The sequence below is a fragment of the Mucilaginibacter sp. P5_A6 genome, assembly GCF_056400585.1.
Genome location: NZ_JBFUKZ010000031.1, coordinates 1 through 19,780 on the forward strand (window position 1 = coordinate 1; position 19,780 = coordinate 19,780).

The 19,780-nt window shown below is 40.1% G+C and carries 14 protein-coding genes; 10 read left to right on the plus strand and 4 right to left on the minus strand.

Features of this window, described 5'->3' with window-relative positions:
* From AC1DO4_RS24950 to AC1DO4_RS24960, 3 genes are all read left to right on the plus strand, one after another.
* Positions 1-1,041, plus strand: a 1,041-nt coding sequence (locus AC1DO4_RS24950) for a glycoside hydrolase family 2 TIM barrel-domain containing protein (RefSeq protein WP_477420367.1), incomplete at its 5' end; no start/stop codon positions are given.
* Positions 1,038-4,802 carry a glycosyltransferase family 2 protein gene (locus AC1DO4_RS24955; protein ID WP_477420368.1) on the plus strand — a complete coding sequence of 1,255 codons (3,765 nt, stop codon included), beginning with the start codon at positions 1,038-1,040 and terminating at the stop codon, positions 4,800-4,802. The genes AC1DO4_RS24950 and AC1DO4_RS24955, both read left to right, overlap by 4 nt.
* Before the next feature lie 45 nt (positions 4,803-4,847).
* Complete coding sequence (locus AC1DO4_RS24960) at positions 4,848-6,560, plus strand: hypothetical protein (RefSeq protein WP_477420370.1); 1,713 nt, start codon at positions 4,848-4,850, stop codon at positions 6,558-6,560.
* A 1-nt stretch (position 6,561) separates the two neighbouring features.
* Here AC1DO4_RS24960 and AC1DO4_RS24965 read toward each other — a convergent pair whose 3' ends face one another.
* Positions 6,562-7,287: a glycosyltransferase family 2 protein gene (locus AC1DO4_RS24965; RefSeq protein WP_477420372.1), complete on the minus strand. Its 726-nt coding sequence runs from the start codon at positions 7,285-7,287 to the stop codon at positions 6,562-6,564.
* A gap of 184 nt (positions 7,288-7,471) precedes the next feature.
* Here AC1DO4_RS24965 and pbpC point away from each other — a divergent pair, with 184 nt between their 5' ends.
* The 3 genes from pbpC (at position 7,472) to AC1DO4_RS24980 (ending at position 12,338) form a co-directional block, all read left to right on the plus strand.
* Positions 7,472-9,760: a penicillin-binding protein 1C gene (gene pbpC / locus AC1DO4_RS24970; RefSeq protein WP_477420374.1), complete on the plus strand. Its 2,289-nt coding sequence runs from the start codon at positions 7,472-7,474 to the stop codon at positions 9,758-9,760.
* Between the two features lie 155 nt (positions 9,761-9,915).
* Positions 9,916-10,626, plus strand: coding sequence for a 3'-5' exonuclease (locus tag AC1DO4_RS24975; RefSeq protein WP_477420376.1), 711 nt, complete (start codon positions 9,916-9,918; stop codon positions 10,624-10,626).
* Complete coding sequence (locus tag AC1DO4_RS24980) at positions 10,626-12,338, plus strand: ABC transporter ATP-binding protein (RefSeq protein WP_477420378.1); 1,713 nt, start codon at positions 10,626-10,628, stop codon at positions 12,336-12,338. The genes AC1DO4_RS24975 and AC1DO4_RS24980 overlap by 1 nt, the downstream gene beginning before the upstream one ends.
* Positions 12,339-12,373: 35 nt before the next feature.
* Here the strand turns inward: AC1DO4_RS24980 and AC1DO4_RS24985 are convergent, their stop codons facing one another.
* From AC1DO4_RS24985 to AC1DO4_RS24995, 3 genes are read right to left on the minus strand one after another with little or no spacing between them, the layout of a single operon-like run.
* The gene (locus tag AC1DO4_RS24985) at positions 12,374-12,736 is read right to left on the minus strand and encodes a hypothetical protein (RefSeq protein WP_477420380.1); all 363 of its coding nucleotides are present in this window, start codon (positions 12,734-12,736) and stop codon (positions 12,374-12,376) included.
* 29 nt (positions 12,737-12,765) lie between these two features.
* Positions 12,766-13,728 (minus strand): hypothetical protein, encoded by a 963-nt coding sequence (locus AC1DO4_RS24990; RefSeq protein ID WP_477420381.1) that lies wholly within the window; start codon positions 13,726-13,728, stop codon positions 12,766-12,768.
* A complete protein-coding gene (locus AC1DO4_RS24995; RefSeq protein WP_477420383.1) occupies positions 13,725-14,552 on the minus strand; it encodes a carboxypeptidase-like regulatory domain-containing protein in 828 nt (275 codons plus the stop codon). The genes AC1DO4_RS24990 and AC1DO4_RS24995 overlap by 4 nt, the downstream gene beginning before the upstream one ends.
* Positions 14,553-14,818: 266 nt before the next feature.
* Here AC1DO4_RS24995 and rnr point away from each other — a divergent pair, with 266 nt between their 5' ends.
* The 4 genes from rnr to AC1DO4_RS25015 all read left to right on the plus strand — a co-directional run bounded on the left by rnr (position 14,819) and on the right by AC1DO4_RS25015 (position 19,762).
* Entirely contained in the window at positions 14,819-16,954 is a 2,136-nt protein-coding gene (rnr, locus tag AC1DO4_RS25000) for a ribonuclease R (RefSeq protein ID WP_477420385.1), read from the plus strand.
* A gap of 70 nt (positions 16,955-17,024) precedes the next feature.
* Positions 17,025-17,999 carry a polyprenyl synthetase family protein gene (locus AC1DO4_RS25005; protein ID WP_477420387.1) on the plus strand — a complete coding sequence of 325 codons (975 nt, stop codon included), beginning with the start codon at positions 17,025-17,027 and terminating at the stop codon, positions 17,997-17,999.
* 13 nt (positions 18,000-18,012) lie between these two features.
* Complete coding sequence (locus tag AC1DO4_RS25010; RefSeq protein WP_477420389.1) at positions 18,013-19,605, plus strand: M1 family metallopeptidase; 1,593 nt, start codon at positions 18,013-18,015, stop codon at positions 19,603-19,605.
* Entirely contained in the window at positions 19,598-19,762 is a 165-nt protein-coding gene (locus tag AC1DO4_RS25015) for a hypothetical protein (protein WP_477420391.1), read from the plus strand. The genes AC1DO4_RS25010 and AC1DO4_RS25015 overlap by 8 nt, the downstream gene beginning before the upstream one ends.
* Positions 19,763-19,780: the final 18 nt, after the last annotated feature.

A 19,780-nucleotide genomic window follows, 5' to 3' on the forward strand; every position in this document is an offset into this window, starting at 1 on the left:
GGGTTGCCGCTGCCATATAGTAAAAACCCTTTTACCGATAAATTAGACCTGTTTTATACCAATTCGGCACAGCTTACAAAAATGTATAATAGCTATACTTTGCTGGTTAAAAAATACAGGAATCATCCGTCTATCTTATTCTGGTGTGTAGGAAACGAGCTTGATTTTCCATATAAGCCCAATTACAATCCATTTTATACAGCTATTAATCATATTGTTGATGTAATCCATACCATTGATCCTAACCACCCGGTAACCACCACAATAATTAACTTTCAGCGAAGAAACATCATTAATATAAAATTTAAAACGAAAATCGATGTTATATCATTCAATATTTTTGGGGATATCAGATCGTTAAATAAAGACCTGAAAGATTTTGAATGGCTTTGGGACGGTCCGTTTTTGCTAACCGAATGGGGAATTGACGGCCCCTGGGGAGATCATGAACACACACTATGGGGTGCATATATTGAACCCACAAGCACTAAAAAGGCTGAACAAAATTTGGCCATATACAAACAGTTTATGCCGGTAAATAATCCTGGTTTTTTAGGTTCGCTTGTGTTTTACTGGGGTCATAAACAAGAATATACTTCAACATGGTTTAGTCTTTTTGACGAAAATGGCGCGGCTTCTGAAACAGTTGGTGCCATGCAGTACATTTGGACTTCTAAATGGCCACAACATACTGGCCCCCCAATTAATTACATGTTGGTCAACGACAAAGGAGCAAGAGATAATATTCTTTTTAAACCAGATACCCTTACATATGCCCGGCTTTATTTGGCTAATGCTGATACCGTAGGATTATCATATAAATGGCAAATAAAACCCGAAGACTGGTATAAAACAAGCAGGGATGCCAATCAAAATAAACAAAAGCCAGTAGAGCATTTGTTTATTTCGCAGAAAAATACAACCGTTTCTTTCCGTACACCGTTAAAGGAAGGACCCTACCGTGTATTTGTTACCGTTTATGACCGATTTGGCAATTTTTCAACCGCCAATGTACCATTTTATGTAGTTGATAATAAATGAAGGCCGAAAAAATACTAAAACCAACCAGGAAGCAGCTTTTAATTTTACGGGTCATAATATTAATTGGCATTGGCAGTATGGGCTTTTTTTTAAACAGCCTGTTAAGCAGATCGGTTGCAGGCAATTTGCCGCTTTATATACTTTTAATAATAACCTTCGTTTTTACCTGCTTTAAAATACTTTACGAATGGTATCATTACTGGCATATCACAGTTCCGCCTACGCCTGCACATGAAAAAGAATATACTGTTGATATTTTTACCACCTTTTGCGCCGGCGAACCGTATGAGATGATAACTGAAACGCTTACGGCTATTCAAAACATCACGTATCCGCATACCACCTACCTTTGCGACGAAGCTGATGACCCCTACCTTAAAGAATTTTGCAAAAAAAACAATATCAACCATGTAACCCGCATCRATAAAATTAACGCTAAAGCCGGAAACATAAATAATGCCCTGCAGCAATCCACCGGCGAACTTTGCGTTGTACTTGACCCCGATCATATTCCTTTTCCCGAGTTTCTTGACCCTATAGTATCGCACTTTAACAATCAAAAAATAGGTTTTGTACAAGTTGTACAAGCTTATTACAATGCAAACCAAGGGTTAATTGCAAAGGGAGCAGCACAACAAACTTACCAGTTTTACGGCCCCATGATGATGACCATGAACAAGTATGGAACAGTACTTGCAATTGGGGCTAACTGTACATTCCGACGAACGGCATTGGAGTCAATAGGTGGCCATGCCGCCGGGTTGGCCGAGGATATGCATACAGCAATGCAATTACATGCTAAGGGCTGGCAATCTGTTTACGTACCCGCTGTATTGGCCAGGGGGTTGGTACCGGCAACCATATCGGCTTATTATAAGCAGCAATTAAAATGGTCGCGCGGAGTATTCGAATTATTGGTTACATCTTATGTTAAGCTATTTACCAAATTTACCTGGAGGCAAAAGTTACACTATGGTCTTATCCCTTTATTTTACCTGTCGGGAATTATATTTTTAATCAATTTTTCAATACCTGTTATTTCCTTGTTCTTTGGTGTTTTTCCGTTCAAGATTGATTTTTCAACTTTTTCAATCATTTGTCTCCCCTTTATCACCTCTGTTGTGCTTATAAGGCATTATGTACAACGCTGGGTTATGGAAGATTCAGAACGTGGTTTCCATGTTGTTGGCGGACTTTTGCTGATTGGAACATGGTGGGTGTTTAACCTTGGCCTTATTTACACCATCATCAGAAAAAATGTGCCTTATTTACCTACACCAAAGGATGTTGGCAAAGAAAACAACTTCAAAATTAATTTACCAAACATTGCTGTTTTAACCATATCATTAACAGCCATAGTTTATAGTTTATATAACGACTGGAACCCTTTTACCCTTTTTATGGCAGGCGTTGCCGGTTTAAACTGCTTATTTATGATTTTTACGCTATTGGCCAGCGTACAATTCAAATTCAGAGCATATAAAAACCACCACCCGATAATTGCAAACCTGGTTCTTAAAATAAGTAGTTTTAAAAGGCTTTTCTGGCTGTTTAGGCGCAGGCTATATTCTGGTATCAGAAGCGGTGCCTTGATGTTAACGGTACTGATAGCATGTTCGAGCATTTACATGTTTAATTATAAGCCGTCGGGTGAAGATAAATATCCGATGATCAAGAAAAAAAGCATGTTTCTTTCCGGGATATTTGCGCCCCAGGAAACAAACGGACTATCCTCTATAAAACTTGTAAAAGCATATCAGGATGCCAATAAAACACATGCAGATATCATATCCTTCTATATACCCTGGGGAGATCAACCAAAATGCTTCCTGCCTTCTGCCCAAATTGATTCGGTTTATAAAAATGGCTCTATCCCAATGATTACCTGGGAGCCATGGGAAACACTGTTTGAATCCCCGGATTCCGCCGGACATATTTATAATGAAAAAAAGGTTTTTGCTAATATTACGGGCGGAAAGTTTGATGCCTACATTAAACAATTTGCCCTGCAGATTAAAGATCTTAAAAAGCCCGTTTTTTTAAGATTTGCTCATGAGGCAGATAATCCCTTTTATCCATGGTCATCAACCGGCGATAATACAGCCGCGGAGTTTAAAGCTGCATGGAAATATGTACACCAGCTTTTTATAAATAACAATGTTTACAATGTAGTTTGGGTTTGGAATCCATGGAAACAAACTGCTGTTAAGGAATATTTTCCGGGTAAAGATTTCGTGGACTGGATAGGTATTACCGGTTTAAATTTTGGTGAATATAATGAAGACAAAAAATCGTATTCTTTTGAACAATTATACAGTCCTTATCACAAACTAATTGGAAATTCGGGATTACCTGTAATGGTGGCGGAAATGGGCTCAGTAAAATTGGCCGGTCGCCAGGACGAGTGGTTAAAAAATGGGATGAGAAGCATTAAAAGCAAATTTCCGGAAATTAAGGGGTATGTACTTTTTAATTCAGACATCGATAAAAATTTACCGGATGGAAGTACCGGCACAATTGACTGGAAGGTGCCACTGATAGGTAAGCTTTCTCCTTCAATAAAATCAAAGATGAAATCCGAAATATCAAACCGGATCTTTTCGCCTGCAGGCAACTCAAATTCGCCCGTTTATAAAATTGACAGTAATGCCATGTTTTTGTCTGTTCATGGCGTTAATTATACTAAAGGACAATATTGGTATAGAAACTCAGTGGCGCTTACAAAAGAAACCGTTGTAAACGATTTAACTGAAATGAAAAAAGCCGGAGTGAACACAGTTAAATTATATGGTGCTAATATATATGACCGTACTATATTTGATGTTGCCAACCGGTTAGGTTTAAAAATTTTCTATGGTTTCTGGATTCAGGAACCGGTTAATTTCATTAATGACCCTGCATTTTTAAATAACCTAAAGAAAAGCATCCTCAAATCTGTAGACGAAAACAAAGACAATAAAAGTATTATTGCCTGGAATATAGGAAATTATCCATTACAGAAGCTGGCTGATTACTACTATAAACCAGAGCTATTTTATCATCAACAAGATTATTTACTTTGGTTAAGGCAATTAGTTAAAGACATAAAGGCAGCGGATCCGCAAAGGATGGTCACAGTGGATGTTTTAGTTTCGCCAATGCTGGAAGAAACAGTAGGAATATTACATACCCATGTACCCGAAATTGACTCCTATGGATTGATATTACCAGAAAACGCATCAGGAAAAGATCAAATAAAAAACTTAAAAGTGCCTTACTTCTTTAGTAATGCCAATGTCGGGGCTTATCTGCGGTTAAATAAAAACAACAATGGCGTATTCATTGATAACTGGCAGGATATGCAAGCTGCCACAACTGTAACATTTAATGGTTTAAAAGATGTTTGGGGACGCAACAAACCTGCTCTTTATCAACTAAGTAAGCACTGGCATGGAAGCGTTGCAAGCAACAGTTTACCGGCAGTTAAGATATTGCGGCCGGCGTTAACAACCAACGAAGGGAGTTCATTACCATATCATGCCTTAGTTTATCTTAATAATAACTGGCATATGGCTGGTTTCTTAAATACAGGATTAAATTTTGAGTGGCACCTTGTTAAAACGAATGCAGATGGCAATGCAATATCTATGGAAAAGCTTGGCACAGGACCAGATATTAATGTAACTATTCCAAAAAACGCGGCGTTATACAGGCTTTATTTAATTGGTTCAAAAGGAGAAAATATAACTACAACGCTATCTATATTAAATATACCGCTGTAGTTTTTAAGAGTTGAAATACCGGTAAGTAATTACAAAAACCACATTGTGAAGAACAAGAGAAACCTTTTATATATAATTATACTGATTACCATTATCCTGGCTTTTATCGTTATAAGGTTTGGCAAACCTTATATAAAATCGGTATTGGTTGATGAGTACATCGCAAGAAGTTTTGAGCCCGTAATTTGCCTTTACGATCCTGAAAAGAGATTTGATGCTCTACATCCCGAAAGCATCAGGCACTACTCAGTTATTTGGAAAAACACGGGAATCTGGTTTAATAAGGAGTATTTAGTGGACGCTTTAAATAAAGGCGATGTGCTGCTTACAATTGAAACCTGGCATAAAAGCAGTTTAACAAGCTCAACCAACAACGTACTAACCGAAACCCTTAACGGAACGTTTGATAAAAAAATAAAAGAATTAGGTGCAATAGTGTCTTTAAGTCGCCACCAGGTTTTTATACGCTGGAACCCCGACATGGAGGTGCCCGCTTACCAATACCCCTGGCAATTCCAATCGCCGCAATTGTATATAAAATCTTTCAACTATTTTGCCAGCCATCTCAAAAAGGAAGCGCCCAACGTAAAAATAGTATGGGGCCCTTCTGGTTATCCCGGCGATACAGAGTATTGGCCCGGCTCCCGATATGTGGACGTTGCAGGTATTACAATGGGCAGTATTTCAGAAAACTATTCGGTTGCTGATCCCGTCCATTATGAATCCRCTTCAGAAATGCTGAGGCTAAAATTGCACAGGATGAGATTTGTTAATAAACCTGTTTTAATATTAGGATCCGACAAAATCACTCCGGCCACTTTTAACAAAAATTGGCTTTCAGAAGTTGCTGCAACCATGGAGAAGTATAAAAACACCATTTATTCTTCAGATAATTATAATTACTTAGCGGTCATTAAACAAAAACCAACCAGGAAGAAATTATTGGTTGGAGTATATGATGCGAATAAGAAATTAATTGGAGAGCATCAAATAACCTCCGAGCATATTTTTACAAACTGGGGCGATATACAAAACGGAGAGTTTAAAAAAAGTTTCAATGATATTATTTTGAGGAACCATGTTCCAATAGTTACCATGGAGCCATGGCGTGATACCTGCACTACAAAAACGCCACCTGATGCCTTAACAAGTGTTTTAAACGGGCAATATGATAACGAAATTAAAAAGTTTTTTAAAATCATTTCCGGGGTTAAACAGGATGTTTATTTACGCTTTGCGCATGAAATGGAAATACCTATCCACCGGTACGGATGGCAAAGCCAGGATCCTGTAAAGTATGTTAACGCTTTCAGGTACTTTATGCACTTTGCTAATAACTTCGCCAATATTCACAAAGTATGGGGACCAGCCGGAGACAGGGGATCAATAGATTTTTATCCGGGCAACGATGTTGTTGATTATGTTAGCATAGCTATATATGGTTTACCAGACAAAAATATAACCGACCCTAATAAACAGGAAGCATTCGACAACATATTTAGCCGTAAAATATACAGAATGCGGTTTATCAACAAGCCTATATTTATAACCGAATTTGGAGTTAAAGGGCCGGAAKATTACCAAACAAACTGGTTAAAGGAGGCAGCTGGCACAATTAATAAAAACGACCAGGTTTTTGGCGTATGTTACTTTAATTTGTACGACAACCCAAAGGCCTGGGGTAAAATAAAAGCTCCCGACTGGAGTATAAGTAAGAAAAGTTTTGGGGAATTTTGTAAAGCCTTAGATTTAAACTAATCTACTTAGATTTAAACAGGCCATACTTCAAAATACAATAAATAGCTCTCACACCATCCTTCCACCCTATCTTCTTGCCTTCTTCATAGGTACGGCCATAGTAGGAAATACCAACTTCATAAATCCTGATCTTTGGCACCCTTGATACTTTGATGGTTACTTCGGGTTCAAAACCAAAGCGTTTTTCGGTAAGCGAAATAGCCTGTATAATTTGGGTATTAAATAATTTATAGCAGGTTTCCATATCAGTAAGGTTTAAATTACTAAACATATTTGATGCAAACGTAAGCCACCTGTTACCAATAGTATGCCAAAAGAACAATATTCTATGCGGGTTACTCCCCATAAACCTCGATCCATAAACAACATCGGCAAAACCGCTAACTACGGGTTTAAGCAGGTCATTGTATTCAGCGGGATCATACTCTAAATCCGCGTCCTGAATGATAAGATAATCACCTGTGGCTTTGGATATACCGGTGTGCAGGGCAGCACCTTTACCCTTGTTAACTTCGTGTTTAAAATATTGAATATCAAGACCGGGGTTAGCTTGTTTGTAGGTATTAATGGCCAACTCGGTATTATCCTTTGAGCAATCGTTTATAATGATCACCTCTTTTTGGATATTGTTGGTAAGATTAACCGATTTAATTTTATCCAAAATCAAGTGGATGGTGTTACCTTCGTTATAAGCCGGAATTATAATTGATAGTTTTTGTATGCCCATTTATTGTTTTTTATCAAGCTATCCGGTTACGGATATGATATCAGTATAAAGCTTTAGATATATCTTTATCGAAAATATTTTGATGCAAGCTGTATTAAAACGAATTAAAACTTACTTACAAAAGCCAAAAATAATATTTCTGCTTGTATTGTTGTCTGTTTTAACCTTATTGTTCGGGTTTTGTTTGCCCAATCCATTATTTAAAAGCCCTACATCCTATGTAATCGATGATGATCAGGGTCAGTTATTAGGGGCATCCATCGCATCAGATGGCCAGTGGCGCTTCCCTTATAATGATAGCGTGCCCGAAAAATTCAGACAGTGTATTATTGCTTTTGAAGATAAACGATTTGAACGCCACCCCGGTTTTGATGCCCTTGCATTTGGTCGTGCCCTTAAACAAAACATATCATCCAAAAAGGTTACCAGTGGCGGCAGTACGCTAACCATGCAGGTAATACGCCTGGCAACCAAACATAAACGCAACATCTGGAACAAGCTCCTGGAGATCTTTATGGCCCTGCGACTTGAACTTACATACAGCAAAAGCGAAATACTGGCACTTTATACCAGCAATGCTCCTTTTGGCACCAATGTAATTGGACTGGATGCCGCATCATGGCGGTATTTCGGGCGCAGTCCCGATAAACTTTCCTGGGGCGAAATGGCTGCTATGGCTGTTTTGCCAAACTCGCCTTCGCTGGTGCACCCCGGCAGAAACAGGCTAATTTTATTGAAAAAACGCAATTTACTGCTAACCCGGCTTTATAAACAAGGCATTATAGATAGCACAACGGCAACCCTCGCGCAGTTAGAACCTGTGCCCGAAAAACCAATACCCCTGCCCTCGCTTGCCCCTCACCTGTTACAGCGTTTTAAAAATGATCATCATGCCAAACCATCAGGAGATACCCGGATCCAGACAAGTATAAAATCTGCCTTGCAGCAACAGGTAAACGATATACTGGAGCAGCATCACCAGGTGTTAAAGGCCAATGATATCAACAACATTGCTGCAATTGTACTTGATGTAGAAACCGGACAAACACTTGCCTATGCGGGCAATATCACGCACCACGAAGATCCGCAGATGGAAAGCGATGTTGATGTAATAGATGCGCCCCGTAGTCCGGGTAGTACATTAAAGCCCCTGTTATATGCATCTATGCTGCATAGCGGGCTCATACTCCCTAATAGCCTCATTCCTGATGTTCCCACGCTTATTGCCGGCTATCACCCCGAAAACTTTGATCTGGGTTATGATGGCGCGGTACCGGCGTCAAGGGCATTATCGCGTTCATTAAATGTACCAGCTGTAAAAATGTTGCAACAATTTAAATATGAGCGGTTTTATGATTTTTTACAGAAGGCCGGCATTACCACACTAACCAAACCCGCAGATCATTACGGGCTTTCACTAATATTAGGTGGCGGCGAGAACACGCTTTGGGAATTAAGCGGCGCCTATGCCGATATGGCCCGGGTGCTTAACCATTACAATAAATACAACGGCAAATATGATCCCGCTGATTTCCATAGCCCGGTTTATAGCAGGCAGTCAACCGATAAACCTTCTTTAGAAAAGTCGGGCCTGCTGGATGCGGCATCTATTTATTATACATTCCAGGCAATGGAGGAAGTAATGCGCCCCGGGGAAGAAATGTTATGGCAGCAGTTTAGCTCTACCCAGCGGATAGCCTGGAAAACCGGTACAAGCTTTGGCTTTAGAGATGGCTGGGCTATAGGTATCACACCCAAATATGTTGTGGGTGTTTGGGTAGGTAATACCGATGGCGAAGGCAGGCCGGGGTTAACGGGAATAAATACAGCAGCACCTGCCCTGTTCGAGATTTTCAGGTTATTGCCTGTTTCGAGGGATTGGTTTGAAATGCCTGCAGGCGAAATGGTAAAAATTAACGTATGCCATCAAAGCGGCTACCGCGCCGGGCAATATTGTGCTGATTCAGACGAAATGCTGGTACCTAAAAGTGGCTTAAAGGCCCCGGTTTGCCCCTATCACCAACTGATCCATTTATCTGCTGATGGCAAATACCAGGTGAACGGGAACTGTGAATCGCCGGATAATATGATTAATAAAAAGTGGTTTGTGCTGCCCCCTTCCATGGAGTATTATTACAAAGCACGCGACTACCAGTATCATGTGTTGCCGCCATTCCGGGGGGGATGTATACAAGCAGAAAACAACAACACCATGGAAGTTATTTACCCTAAAGATGGCGCTAAAATATACGTCCCCCTTGAAGCAGATGGTGCCCGCGGGCGGATGATCTGCAATGCAGCCCACCGTTTACCCGGCATGAAGATCTTTTGGCACCTGGATGATCAATACGTTGGCGAAACCAGAGACTTTCACCAGATGGCTTTAAACCCACTGCCGGGTAAACACATACTTACTTTGGTTGATGGTAATGGGAATACTATCAATATTGGCTTTGAGGTATTGGGTAAGTAATTGCTAAGGGTACCGCAAGGGAGTCGTAAGGACGTCGTAAGTGAGTAGAAGGTTTATGATAAAGGTAGGGTTGGTAATTGCCGTGTAATCTCATCCATCAAAACCCATTACTCAAAACTTAAATTATTATATTGGCTCAATAAATATAATCCCGCATGCTTGAACAGTATGATCTGCACAATTTACTGGTAATTGATATTGAAACGGTACCACAATACAGTACCCACGATGAGGTGCCCGAACACCTGCAAAAACTATGGGAGCAAAAAACGCAATATCAGCGTAAGGATGATACCCCCGAAGATTATTACGAGCGTGCAGGTATCTGGGCCGAATTTGGTAAGATTGTCTGCATATCTGCCGGAATATTTACCGCGGGCAAGGATACCGGATTACGTATTAAGTCGTTTGCCGGGCACGATGAAAAAGATCTTTTAACCCGGTTCTCTGCAATGCTGTTTAACCAGCCTTCCAATTTAATATTGGTTGCACATAACGGTAAAGAATTTGATTTCCCGTATATATGCCGCAGGTTATTGATCAATGGCCTGCCTTTTCCGCCACAATTGCAGCTCGCGGGCAAAAAGCCATGGGAAATAATCCATTTGGATACCATGGAACTATGGAAATTTGGTGATTATAAAAACTACACATCGCTAAACCTGCTTACCGCTATTTTTGATATCGCTACATCAAAAGATGATATTGACGGCAGCATGGTGGGGCATGTTTATTGGAACGAAAACCAGCTCGACCGTATTTGTACCTATTGTCAAAAAGATGTGGTAGCCACAGCGCAACTGATTAGGCGTTACCGGGGCGAAGAATTAATTAAAGATGAAATGATAACCATAGTAGGGCAATAATGCTGAAAGTAAAAAACCTTGGAATTAGTTTTAAAACCGGAGATGGCTTATTTTCTGCAGTAAAAAACATATCCTTTAATTTAAAAAAAGGTGAAACTATCGGTATAGTTGGTGAATCTGGTTCTGGCAAGTCGGTTACTTCGCTTGCGCTGATGCGTTTGTTGAATGAGCATCAAACTGTAATCAGCGGCGAAGTACTTTTAAATGATGTAAGCCTTTGCAAAATTTCCGAAGCTGATATGCGCCACATCCGCGGCAATCGTATGGCTATGATCTTCCAGGAGCCCATGACCTCGCTTAACCCGGTACTTACCTGTGGTTTTCAGCTTACAGAAGCTATCCAACTGCATTTAAAGGTATCCAAAACCGAAGCAAAAAAGAAAACCCTCGAACTCTTTAACGAGGTAAAACTCCCTCGCCCCGAGGCTATTTTTGATAGCTACCCGCACCAAATCTCGGGTGGGCAAAAGCAACGGGTAATGATAGCCATGGCACTGTGTTGTAACCCTGAAATATTGATTGCTGATGAACCTACAACTGCATTGGATGTAACGGTACAAAAAACCATCATTGAACTTTTGCTTAATCTAAAAACCGTTCGGCATATGAGTTTGATATTCATATCGCATGACTTAGGCGTGATAAAAGAAATTGCAGACCGGGTTATGGTGATGTATAAAGGCGAAATTGTGGAGGAAGCTAAAGTAGGCGACTTATTTGCAAACCCTAAACACCCTTATACCAGGGGCTTGCTGGCTTGCCGCCCTTCACCAAATCAACATTTAAAAAAGCTTCCGGTTGTAACCGATTTTTTTGATATTGATGGCGCTGGTAATAAATCATCAGTGACAATAGAAAACATCAGGGCATTGTATAACTATCCTGAGCAGGAAATAGCCGAACGAAAAAAGGAACTGTATAAGCAGCAGCCCTTACTTAAAATAGATCAGCTTTCTACATGGTTCCCGTTAAAGACGGGGCTATTTGGGCATTCGGCAAACATGGTTAAAGCTGTTAACAATGTAAGTTTCGAAGTTTATCCCGGCGAAACGCTTGGCCTGGTAGGCGAATCAGGGTGTGGCAAAACCACTTTGGGCAGATCTATTTTAAGGCTAATAGAACCTACCGCAGGTAATATCAGCTTTGAAAACACAGATTTACGAAGTTTGAAAAAGAACGACCTGCGCGAGATCCGGCGGAACATCCAGATCATATTCCAGGACCCTTACTCCTCTTTAAATCCACGACTAACGGTTGGTCAATCCTTAATGGAACCTTTACAGGTACACCAGTTTTATGCCAATAATACAAAACGCAAAAAGCATGTTTTGGAGTTATTGGAAAGAGTAAACCTGCTGCCAGAACATTTCAACCGTTTTCCGCATGAGTTTTCGGGCGGGCAAAGACAACGTATCGTGATAGCCAGGGCGTTGGCCCTGCAACCTAAATTTATTATTTGCGACGAATCCGTTTCGGCGTTGGATGTTTCGGTACAGGCACAGGTGCTTAACCTCATCCGCGAATTACAGCAGGAGTTTAAGTTGACCTATATTTTCATTTCGCACGATCTTGCCGTAATCAAACATATATCCGACCGGATGATGGTAATGAATAAAGGCGAGATCATTGAAACAGGATACCCCGACGATATTTACTATCGCCCTAAAGAAGATTACACAAAAAGATTAATAGCTTCAATACCTCAAGGATGATCTGTTTATTGGGTTACAAAACGGTTTATAAATTTTTATTGTTTGTTGAAGTTAACTGTTGCTCCTGATGCGGTTAATTTTAATACTTTCTTTGATGCATCTATCGTTCCGCTATAACTGGTTTTACCAACGTTAAATACCAAATCAAAAGTAAATACCGTGTTGTTAATGCTGGCATTGGTAACCGTTCCGGTTTTACCCCCAACTGTCCCGCTGCCCCCAAGTTGGCCACCCTGATCCTGAAACGTGAATGAATCACTACCACTTTGCCAAAAACCTATGAGATCACCCAAAAGAACTGCAACACCACCGCCGGAAGAATCTTTACCGCAGTTTGTGGTAAAAAAACATGTAATAACGAATAAAATAACATAAACTGATGAATTTAACTTTTTCATGATTGATATGTTTTAGTATTTGATGAATATTAGTTTTTTAACCGGCTCAGAAATTGTTTTACCCGCAGTTCCATAGCATTGAGCTGATCGGTAATACCTGGAACCTGTTCGGCTATTTGTGATTGAATTTCTTTTTTAACCCTCTCCTTATCCTTATTAGCTACCTGGTTCTGAAAATATTTATTGATCTGATTTTTCAGATCATTTAAAGGAACGATCTTATTTTTACCGATACCATAAATTAATGTATCAGCTATACCTTCAAATGATGCAGTGAGTGATGGATCGTCCCAGTAGTCGGCCATTTTTTTTGAGTAAGTAGGATAATTGACATATAATTTTTCAAAAGCCTCGTTAAACCCGCTTTGGGTCTGCGCGTACTGGCTAAGCGCATTAATATTGACAAAGGCGTATACTGCAATAAATTTAAAAGCAATCATTAAACTTTGTGCCTGCAGGATATAATTTTGCAGGGCACCACTGATCTCGGGGTAAAACAGATCAATGCCATCCTGCCTTTCCCGGGCAATTTTCAGGTCATCATTGGTATAACCCGATTTTTTAAGGTTGGAAGCAATGGAGTCAATTTTTATCTGTAATGCTTTTGTTTCGGACTGCCCTTTTTTGGCTGCGTCTTTTAATTGGGCCAATGATGCCAGGTAGCTTTTGATCTGACCGTTTGATTGGAAGCCTTCCAGCACTATCTGGGTCAACAATAATGGGTCTTTAGGTACCAGCACCCTGCCACCCGTTGGGTACGCGATGATATAATTTTTGTCGGACGGCTGAACGGTTAGCTGGTTGGCGCTGCTGCTTATGGCGGTGGTAAATACTCCCGAATCATCTGTTGTTGCCGGTTTTCCGTTAATAATTATTGTATAGTTTTTAACTACCGAATTGTTGTTTAATAGCTGCCCCTTAAAAACGGTAGTTTGACCATAGCCGCTAAACCCGGCCATACATAAGCTTATTATACAGATGATCGCTTTCATAACTCATTCAGTTGAAGAGTAAGGGGTATTTTTGAAGAAAAAACCTGGGTGTTGTTATAACGTAACTTTTTTTTCCGGTAAACTCTCACCGGGAGCTCAGTACCATCTTTTACCGGCAGGATAAAGCGAAAATTGCCTAACTGATCGGCACTGGTTTTATAAAGCCCGTTGGCCAGTACAATCAGCACATTCGGGACAGGTTGCCCTTGCATATCTACAACCAAACCACTGATAGTTAATGAATCAGTTTGTTTTTTCAAATGCAACTCAATAGGCGTTCGCCCATCAGCAGGAATAGTTATCTGCTGGCTTTGCCGGTAAAAACCAATCACCGCCGGAGTAACAGAAATGGTTTTTCCTAATAAATTAGTTGGCAGTTCGGTAAAAGTTACCACACCATTTTCAATCCTTGCTGAGTCGGGTTTGTTGAACAAAACTTTAAGCAATCCGCCATTTACCAACTCATTTTTACTTTCATCCCCAAAAACAATGAATTTGATATTAAATGAATCAGCTTCCGGAGAAAGCTTTAACCCAAAATAGATGATCAGGCAAAAAATAACTGCAGGCCCACCAAGCGCTAAAGTGCCATTAAACAGTTTACCGCTATATTTCGCGTGCGCTTTTAAAGCACCAAATAAAAACCCCGATGCAATTAAGGCAACAAAAACCAAAAGAAAAAAATAAACTTGCGGACTTAAATTCGCGGTTTTATTGCTAAAGATCATAAGTATTACCGCGGCCGCCACAAACAACACAAAGCCCAACCCGGTTATAATAACCCAACTTAAAGGTGAAACAGTTTTATTGGTTTCGACTGACATTATAAGTAAAAGGCTGTGTATTATAAAGTTAGATATATTTTTTCATTTACATAATACAAAGTGTCGATTTCTGATCAGTGGTGCCTGATAAAATCAAAAACAATGAAGAACCCAAAGCAGCCCCGTTATCATACTTTAAAGTTTACTACTTCTTTAAAGCATGAACAAATCTAACTATGGTTGAATGACACCTCACATATATCTTGCGACCTTTACCCCCAATCGCTTAACATCTAAATTCCGTATCTTTGGTCAAATACTTTTGTATGTCTAAAAAGAAAAGCAACTCTTCTATCGTCCAGGTACTTACACAAATGGTACTTGATATATTTGAACAAAACGGTAATACGCCACTAAACTATAAACAGGTTTCTGCTAAATTAAACGTCCGCGATCCCGAATCCCGCGAAATCATATTTGATATTTTAAAGGATGAGGCCCAAAAATCAACACTCAAAGAAGTTTCACCTGGTAAATTTCAGCTACTTGAATTAAAAACGTTTATTGAAGGCCGGGTTGATCTCACCAACGATGGATCGGCTTTTATTATTACCGATGATGAATTTGAAAGTGACATTTTTGTTGCACCACGCAAACTACGCAATGCCCTGCATGGGGATAGGGTTAAGGTTTATGTATACGCCATAAGCAAGGGAAAGCGCAAAGAGGGTGAGATCATAGAAATACTGCAGCGTGCTAAAATGGAATTTACAGGAATTGTAAAACTATCAGAACGCTTTGCTTTTTTTATTCCGGATGACCGCAAAATGATGCATGATATTTTTATCCCGATGAGTGAACTCAACGGGGCTAAAAATGGAATAAAAGCCGTTGCAGAAATAACCGATTGGCCGGCCGAAGCAAAAAATCCTATAGGCCGGATTAAACACATTTTGGGAGTTCAGGGTGATAATGACACCGAAATGAACGCTATCCTTGCCGAATACGGCTTTCCCCTTTCATTCCTGGCAGAGGTTGAGCACGAGTCGGAAAAAATATCTGATGTTATTACCAAAGAAGAAATTGCAAGAAGGAGAGATTTCAGGGACATTACAACCTTTACCATAGACCCTTTTGATGCTAAAGACTTTGACGATGCTTTGTCTTACAAAATACTTGATAATGGCAACTATGAAGTAGGCGTTCATATTGCCGATGTTTCGCATTATATCATACCCGATTCTGCTTTGGATAAAGAGGCATTGGAACGTGCCACATCCGTTTACCTTGTAGACAGAGTAATACCGATGTTGCCGGAGCGTTTATCAAATGGCCTGTGTTCCCTGCGTCCCAAAGAAGAAAAGCTCTGTTTTTCGGCAGTGTTTGAGTTGGATGAGAATGCCTATATTATTAACGAATGGTATGGTAAAACCATCATCTACTCGGATAGGCGTTTTACTTACGAAGAAGTTCAGGAAGTTATTGAAAGCGGAGAGGGTGATTTTAAAAATGAAATACTAAAACTAAATGTATTGGCGTACAAACTGCGCGATCGTAAATTTAGAAATGGTGCAATTAGTTTTGAAACTACCGAGGTTAAATTCAAACTTGATAAAACGGGCAAACCCACAGGTGTATATGTAAAAGAACGCAAGGATGCCCATAAACTTATTGAAGATTTTATGTTGCTGGCTAACCGAAAGGTGGCCGAGTATGTGAGTAAAATGGGCAAAGGAAAGCATAAATATACCTTTGTTTATCGCACACACGATTCTCCTAAACCCGAGGCTTTGGCAAACTTTGCACAGTTTGCAGCAAGGTTTGGATATAAGATAAATACCAAATCGGATAAAGAAACAGCAAAATCTCTTAATTTTCTGATGGAGGATGTTGAAGGTAAAAAAGAGCAGAATGTACTTACCCATTTGGCTATCCGTTCAATGGCAAAGGCTATTTACACAACAAAAACCAGTAACCATTACGGTTTGGCGTTCGATCATTATACACACTTCACCTCTCCTATCCGCCGATACCCGGATGTTATGGTTCATCGTTTGTTGTTCCATTATTTAAATGGCGGGCAATCTGCCAATGCCGAGCACTACGAAAAATTGTGCGGCCATAGTTCGCAAATGGAGAAAAAAGCAGCTGATGCCGAACGTTCATCGGTTAAATACAAACAAGCTGAATACCTCCGCGATCAGGTTGGGAACATGTTTACCGGCATCATCTCCGGTGTTACCGAATGGGGTATGTATGTGGAAATAATCGAAAATAAATGCGAAGGCATGATCCGTTTGCGTGATATCTCTGATGATTTTTATACTTTGGACGAGAAAAATTATTGTATCATTGGTCAGCGTAAAAAGAAAATTTACCAATTGGGCGATGAAGTAAGGATCAAGGTTAAAAATGTTGATCTTACCAAAAAACAAATTGATTTTTCGTTAGTACAGGACTAAGTTGATTAAGTTAGATTACGTGAATGGTTAGCATCCACTTAATCAGACTGATCAACTACACAACAAACAAATGAAACAACTTACAGACCTGCAGGTATTGATTAGTAAAGCTGTAGATACGCTAAAATTCCCCGATTCTCCTGCCGAACTTTATGAACCAATAAGTTATATACTTGCCCTTGGAGGCAAGCGTCTTCGCCCCAGCCTCCTCCTGATGGCTTGTGACCTTTTTGGAGGTGATGTTGATAAGGCCATTGAACCGGCTTTGGCGATAGAAGTGTTCCATAACTTTACCCTAATGCACGATGATATTATGGATAAAGCCCCACTTCGCCGGGGTAAAAAAACTGTTCACGAAAAATGGAATGCCAATGTGGMCATTCTATCGGGCGATGCCATGATGGTGGAGGCCAACAAGCTGATGATGAAGGTTGATGATGTCATTTTACGCCGGGTAATGGATGTATTTAATGAAACAGCAACAGGCGTATGTGAAGGCCAGCAGATTGACATGAGCTTTGAGCAGCGCAACAATGTGCTTATTGACGAATACCTGGATATGATAAGACTTAAAACGGCTGTGTTGTTGGGTGGTACATTAAAGATAGGCGCTATTATTGGCGGAGCTACTTTAAATGATGCACAGCTGCTTTACAATTTTGGCGTTAATCTTGGTATTGCATTCCAGTTACAGGATGATATCCTGGATGTTTATGGCGATCCGGAGAAATTTGGCAAACAGGTTGGCGGGGATATCCTATCTAACAAAAAAACTTACCTGCTTATAAAAGCAGTCGAACTGGCTCAGGATGAACAAGCTGATAATCTGAACAGTTGGTTAAACGTGGAACAATTTGATTCTGCCGAAAAAGTAATAGCAGTGACAGCAATTTACGATCAATTAGACATAAGGCAATATGCTGAGTATGCCATGCAAAACTATACAGAAAAAGCTTTTGACGCGCTTGATAAAATCAACCTATCCGAAGACCGTCGCCAATACCTTAGGCAGTTTGCCGATAGTTTGCTGGTAAGGGAGTATTGATTATATTTAGGGTATGAAGAGAATACCATTAATTATAATTGGAGTACTTGCTTTCATTATTACAAATGCCCAAACCTTAACCTCCGGCGGTAAATTGAAACCAGAGCAGGCCATTATGGATGTGCGGCATTATACCATCGCCCTTAATGTTGATCCCGTTCAAAAAACCATTGATGGTTATACTACCATTGATGTGATCATGGCGCAACCAACTCATGTATTGCTTTTTGATCTGCTGGATTCCTTACAGATTAGCAATGTGTTAGTCAACGGAAAAAAGGAGGCGTATACTTATCAAAACAACCTCATCACCATAAACACAACAAAAGAATTACCCTCCGGTAAGGCAAATATAAAAGTGATTTACGGCGGTAAGCCGCATGTGGCCCGTCGCCCACCCTGGGATGATGGCTTTACCTGGTCGAATGACTCAATCGGGCATCAGTGGATGGCTATCACCGCTGAGGGTATCGGTGGGAAACTGTACTTTCCTTGTAAAGATCACCCGTCCGACGAGCCAAATGAAGGTGTGGATATGATAATTACAGTTCCCAAAGACCTGGTAGTAGCAGGTCCGGGTTTATTACAAAAAGTCACAAAGCAAAATAATACAGCCACTTACCATTGGAAAACCAATTACAGCATCAATAACTACAGCATATTATTTAATGCCGGCGATTATAAAGTAGTAAGCAGACCATATAAAACCATTGGTGGGCATATAGTACCCATCCAGTTTTATGTATTAAATGAGGATGCATCAAAGGCTAATCGTCACCTGGACATTTTTGAACGCACAATTCACATCCAGGAGAAATATTTTGGTGAGTATCCATGGGTTAAGGAAAAAATAGGCATAGTTGAAACGCCGCATTTAGGCATGGAGCATCAAACCATGAATGCCTATGGCAATAAGTTCAGGTATTCAAAATTAGGAGGACAGGATTTTGATTGGCTGATGCACCATGAATTTGGGCACGAATGGTGGGGCAACAAAGTAACGGCCAAAGATTGGGCCGATTACTGGATCCACGAGGGGATCTGCACCTTTGGCGATGCCATGCCAATAAGGGAACTGGAAGGCGAGCAAGCCTACATAAAACATTTTCAGCAGGCTGCATTATCATTTGGCAATAAGATTCCTTTAGTTATTGGAAATGATATAGACGAAGAAGCGGCCTACAACGGCGACATATACGGTAAAGGGGCCTTTTTTATGCACACGCTGAGATATATCATGGGCGATACTGTCTTCTTCCCTACCCTGAAAGGTTTCGTAACCGATCCCAAATACACTTACAGTAACCTGGTTACCACTGCCGACGTGCAGGAATACTTTAGTAAAGCCGCAGGTATTGATCTGAAACCATTGTTTGATTTATACATCTATTCTATCAATAAATTGGAAGTGCATGTAAAAGCACAACGTGGAGATAAGTATCTCGTCCGGCTTTTAAATATTGATATGCCGTTACCTATAGGCATAACCACCGATGGTATTACCAAACGTTATACACTTGATAAAAAAGGAGTAACACTGGTAAGCAAAAGCATGCCAATTATTGACCCGGATACCTACTACTTAAAAAAGCTGATCATTGAATAACACCAGCAGCGATGAAAAAATATTATTGCCATCATTGATCATAATATTCTCATCCTGCGTTAAAGCTCAAAAGATAGGTAAGCCTAAAACACAAACAGATTCGGCTTACCTGTTTACAGAAGTTATGCCTGACCTGATGCCAAATGGAGATTTATAAGCATTAAAAAAGCCCCGA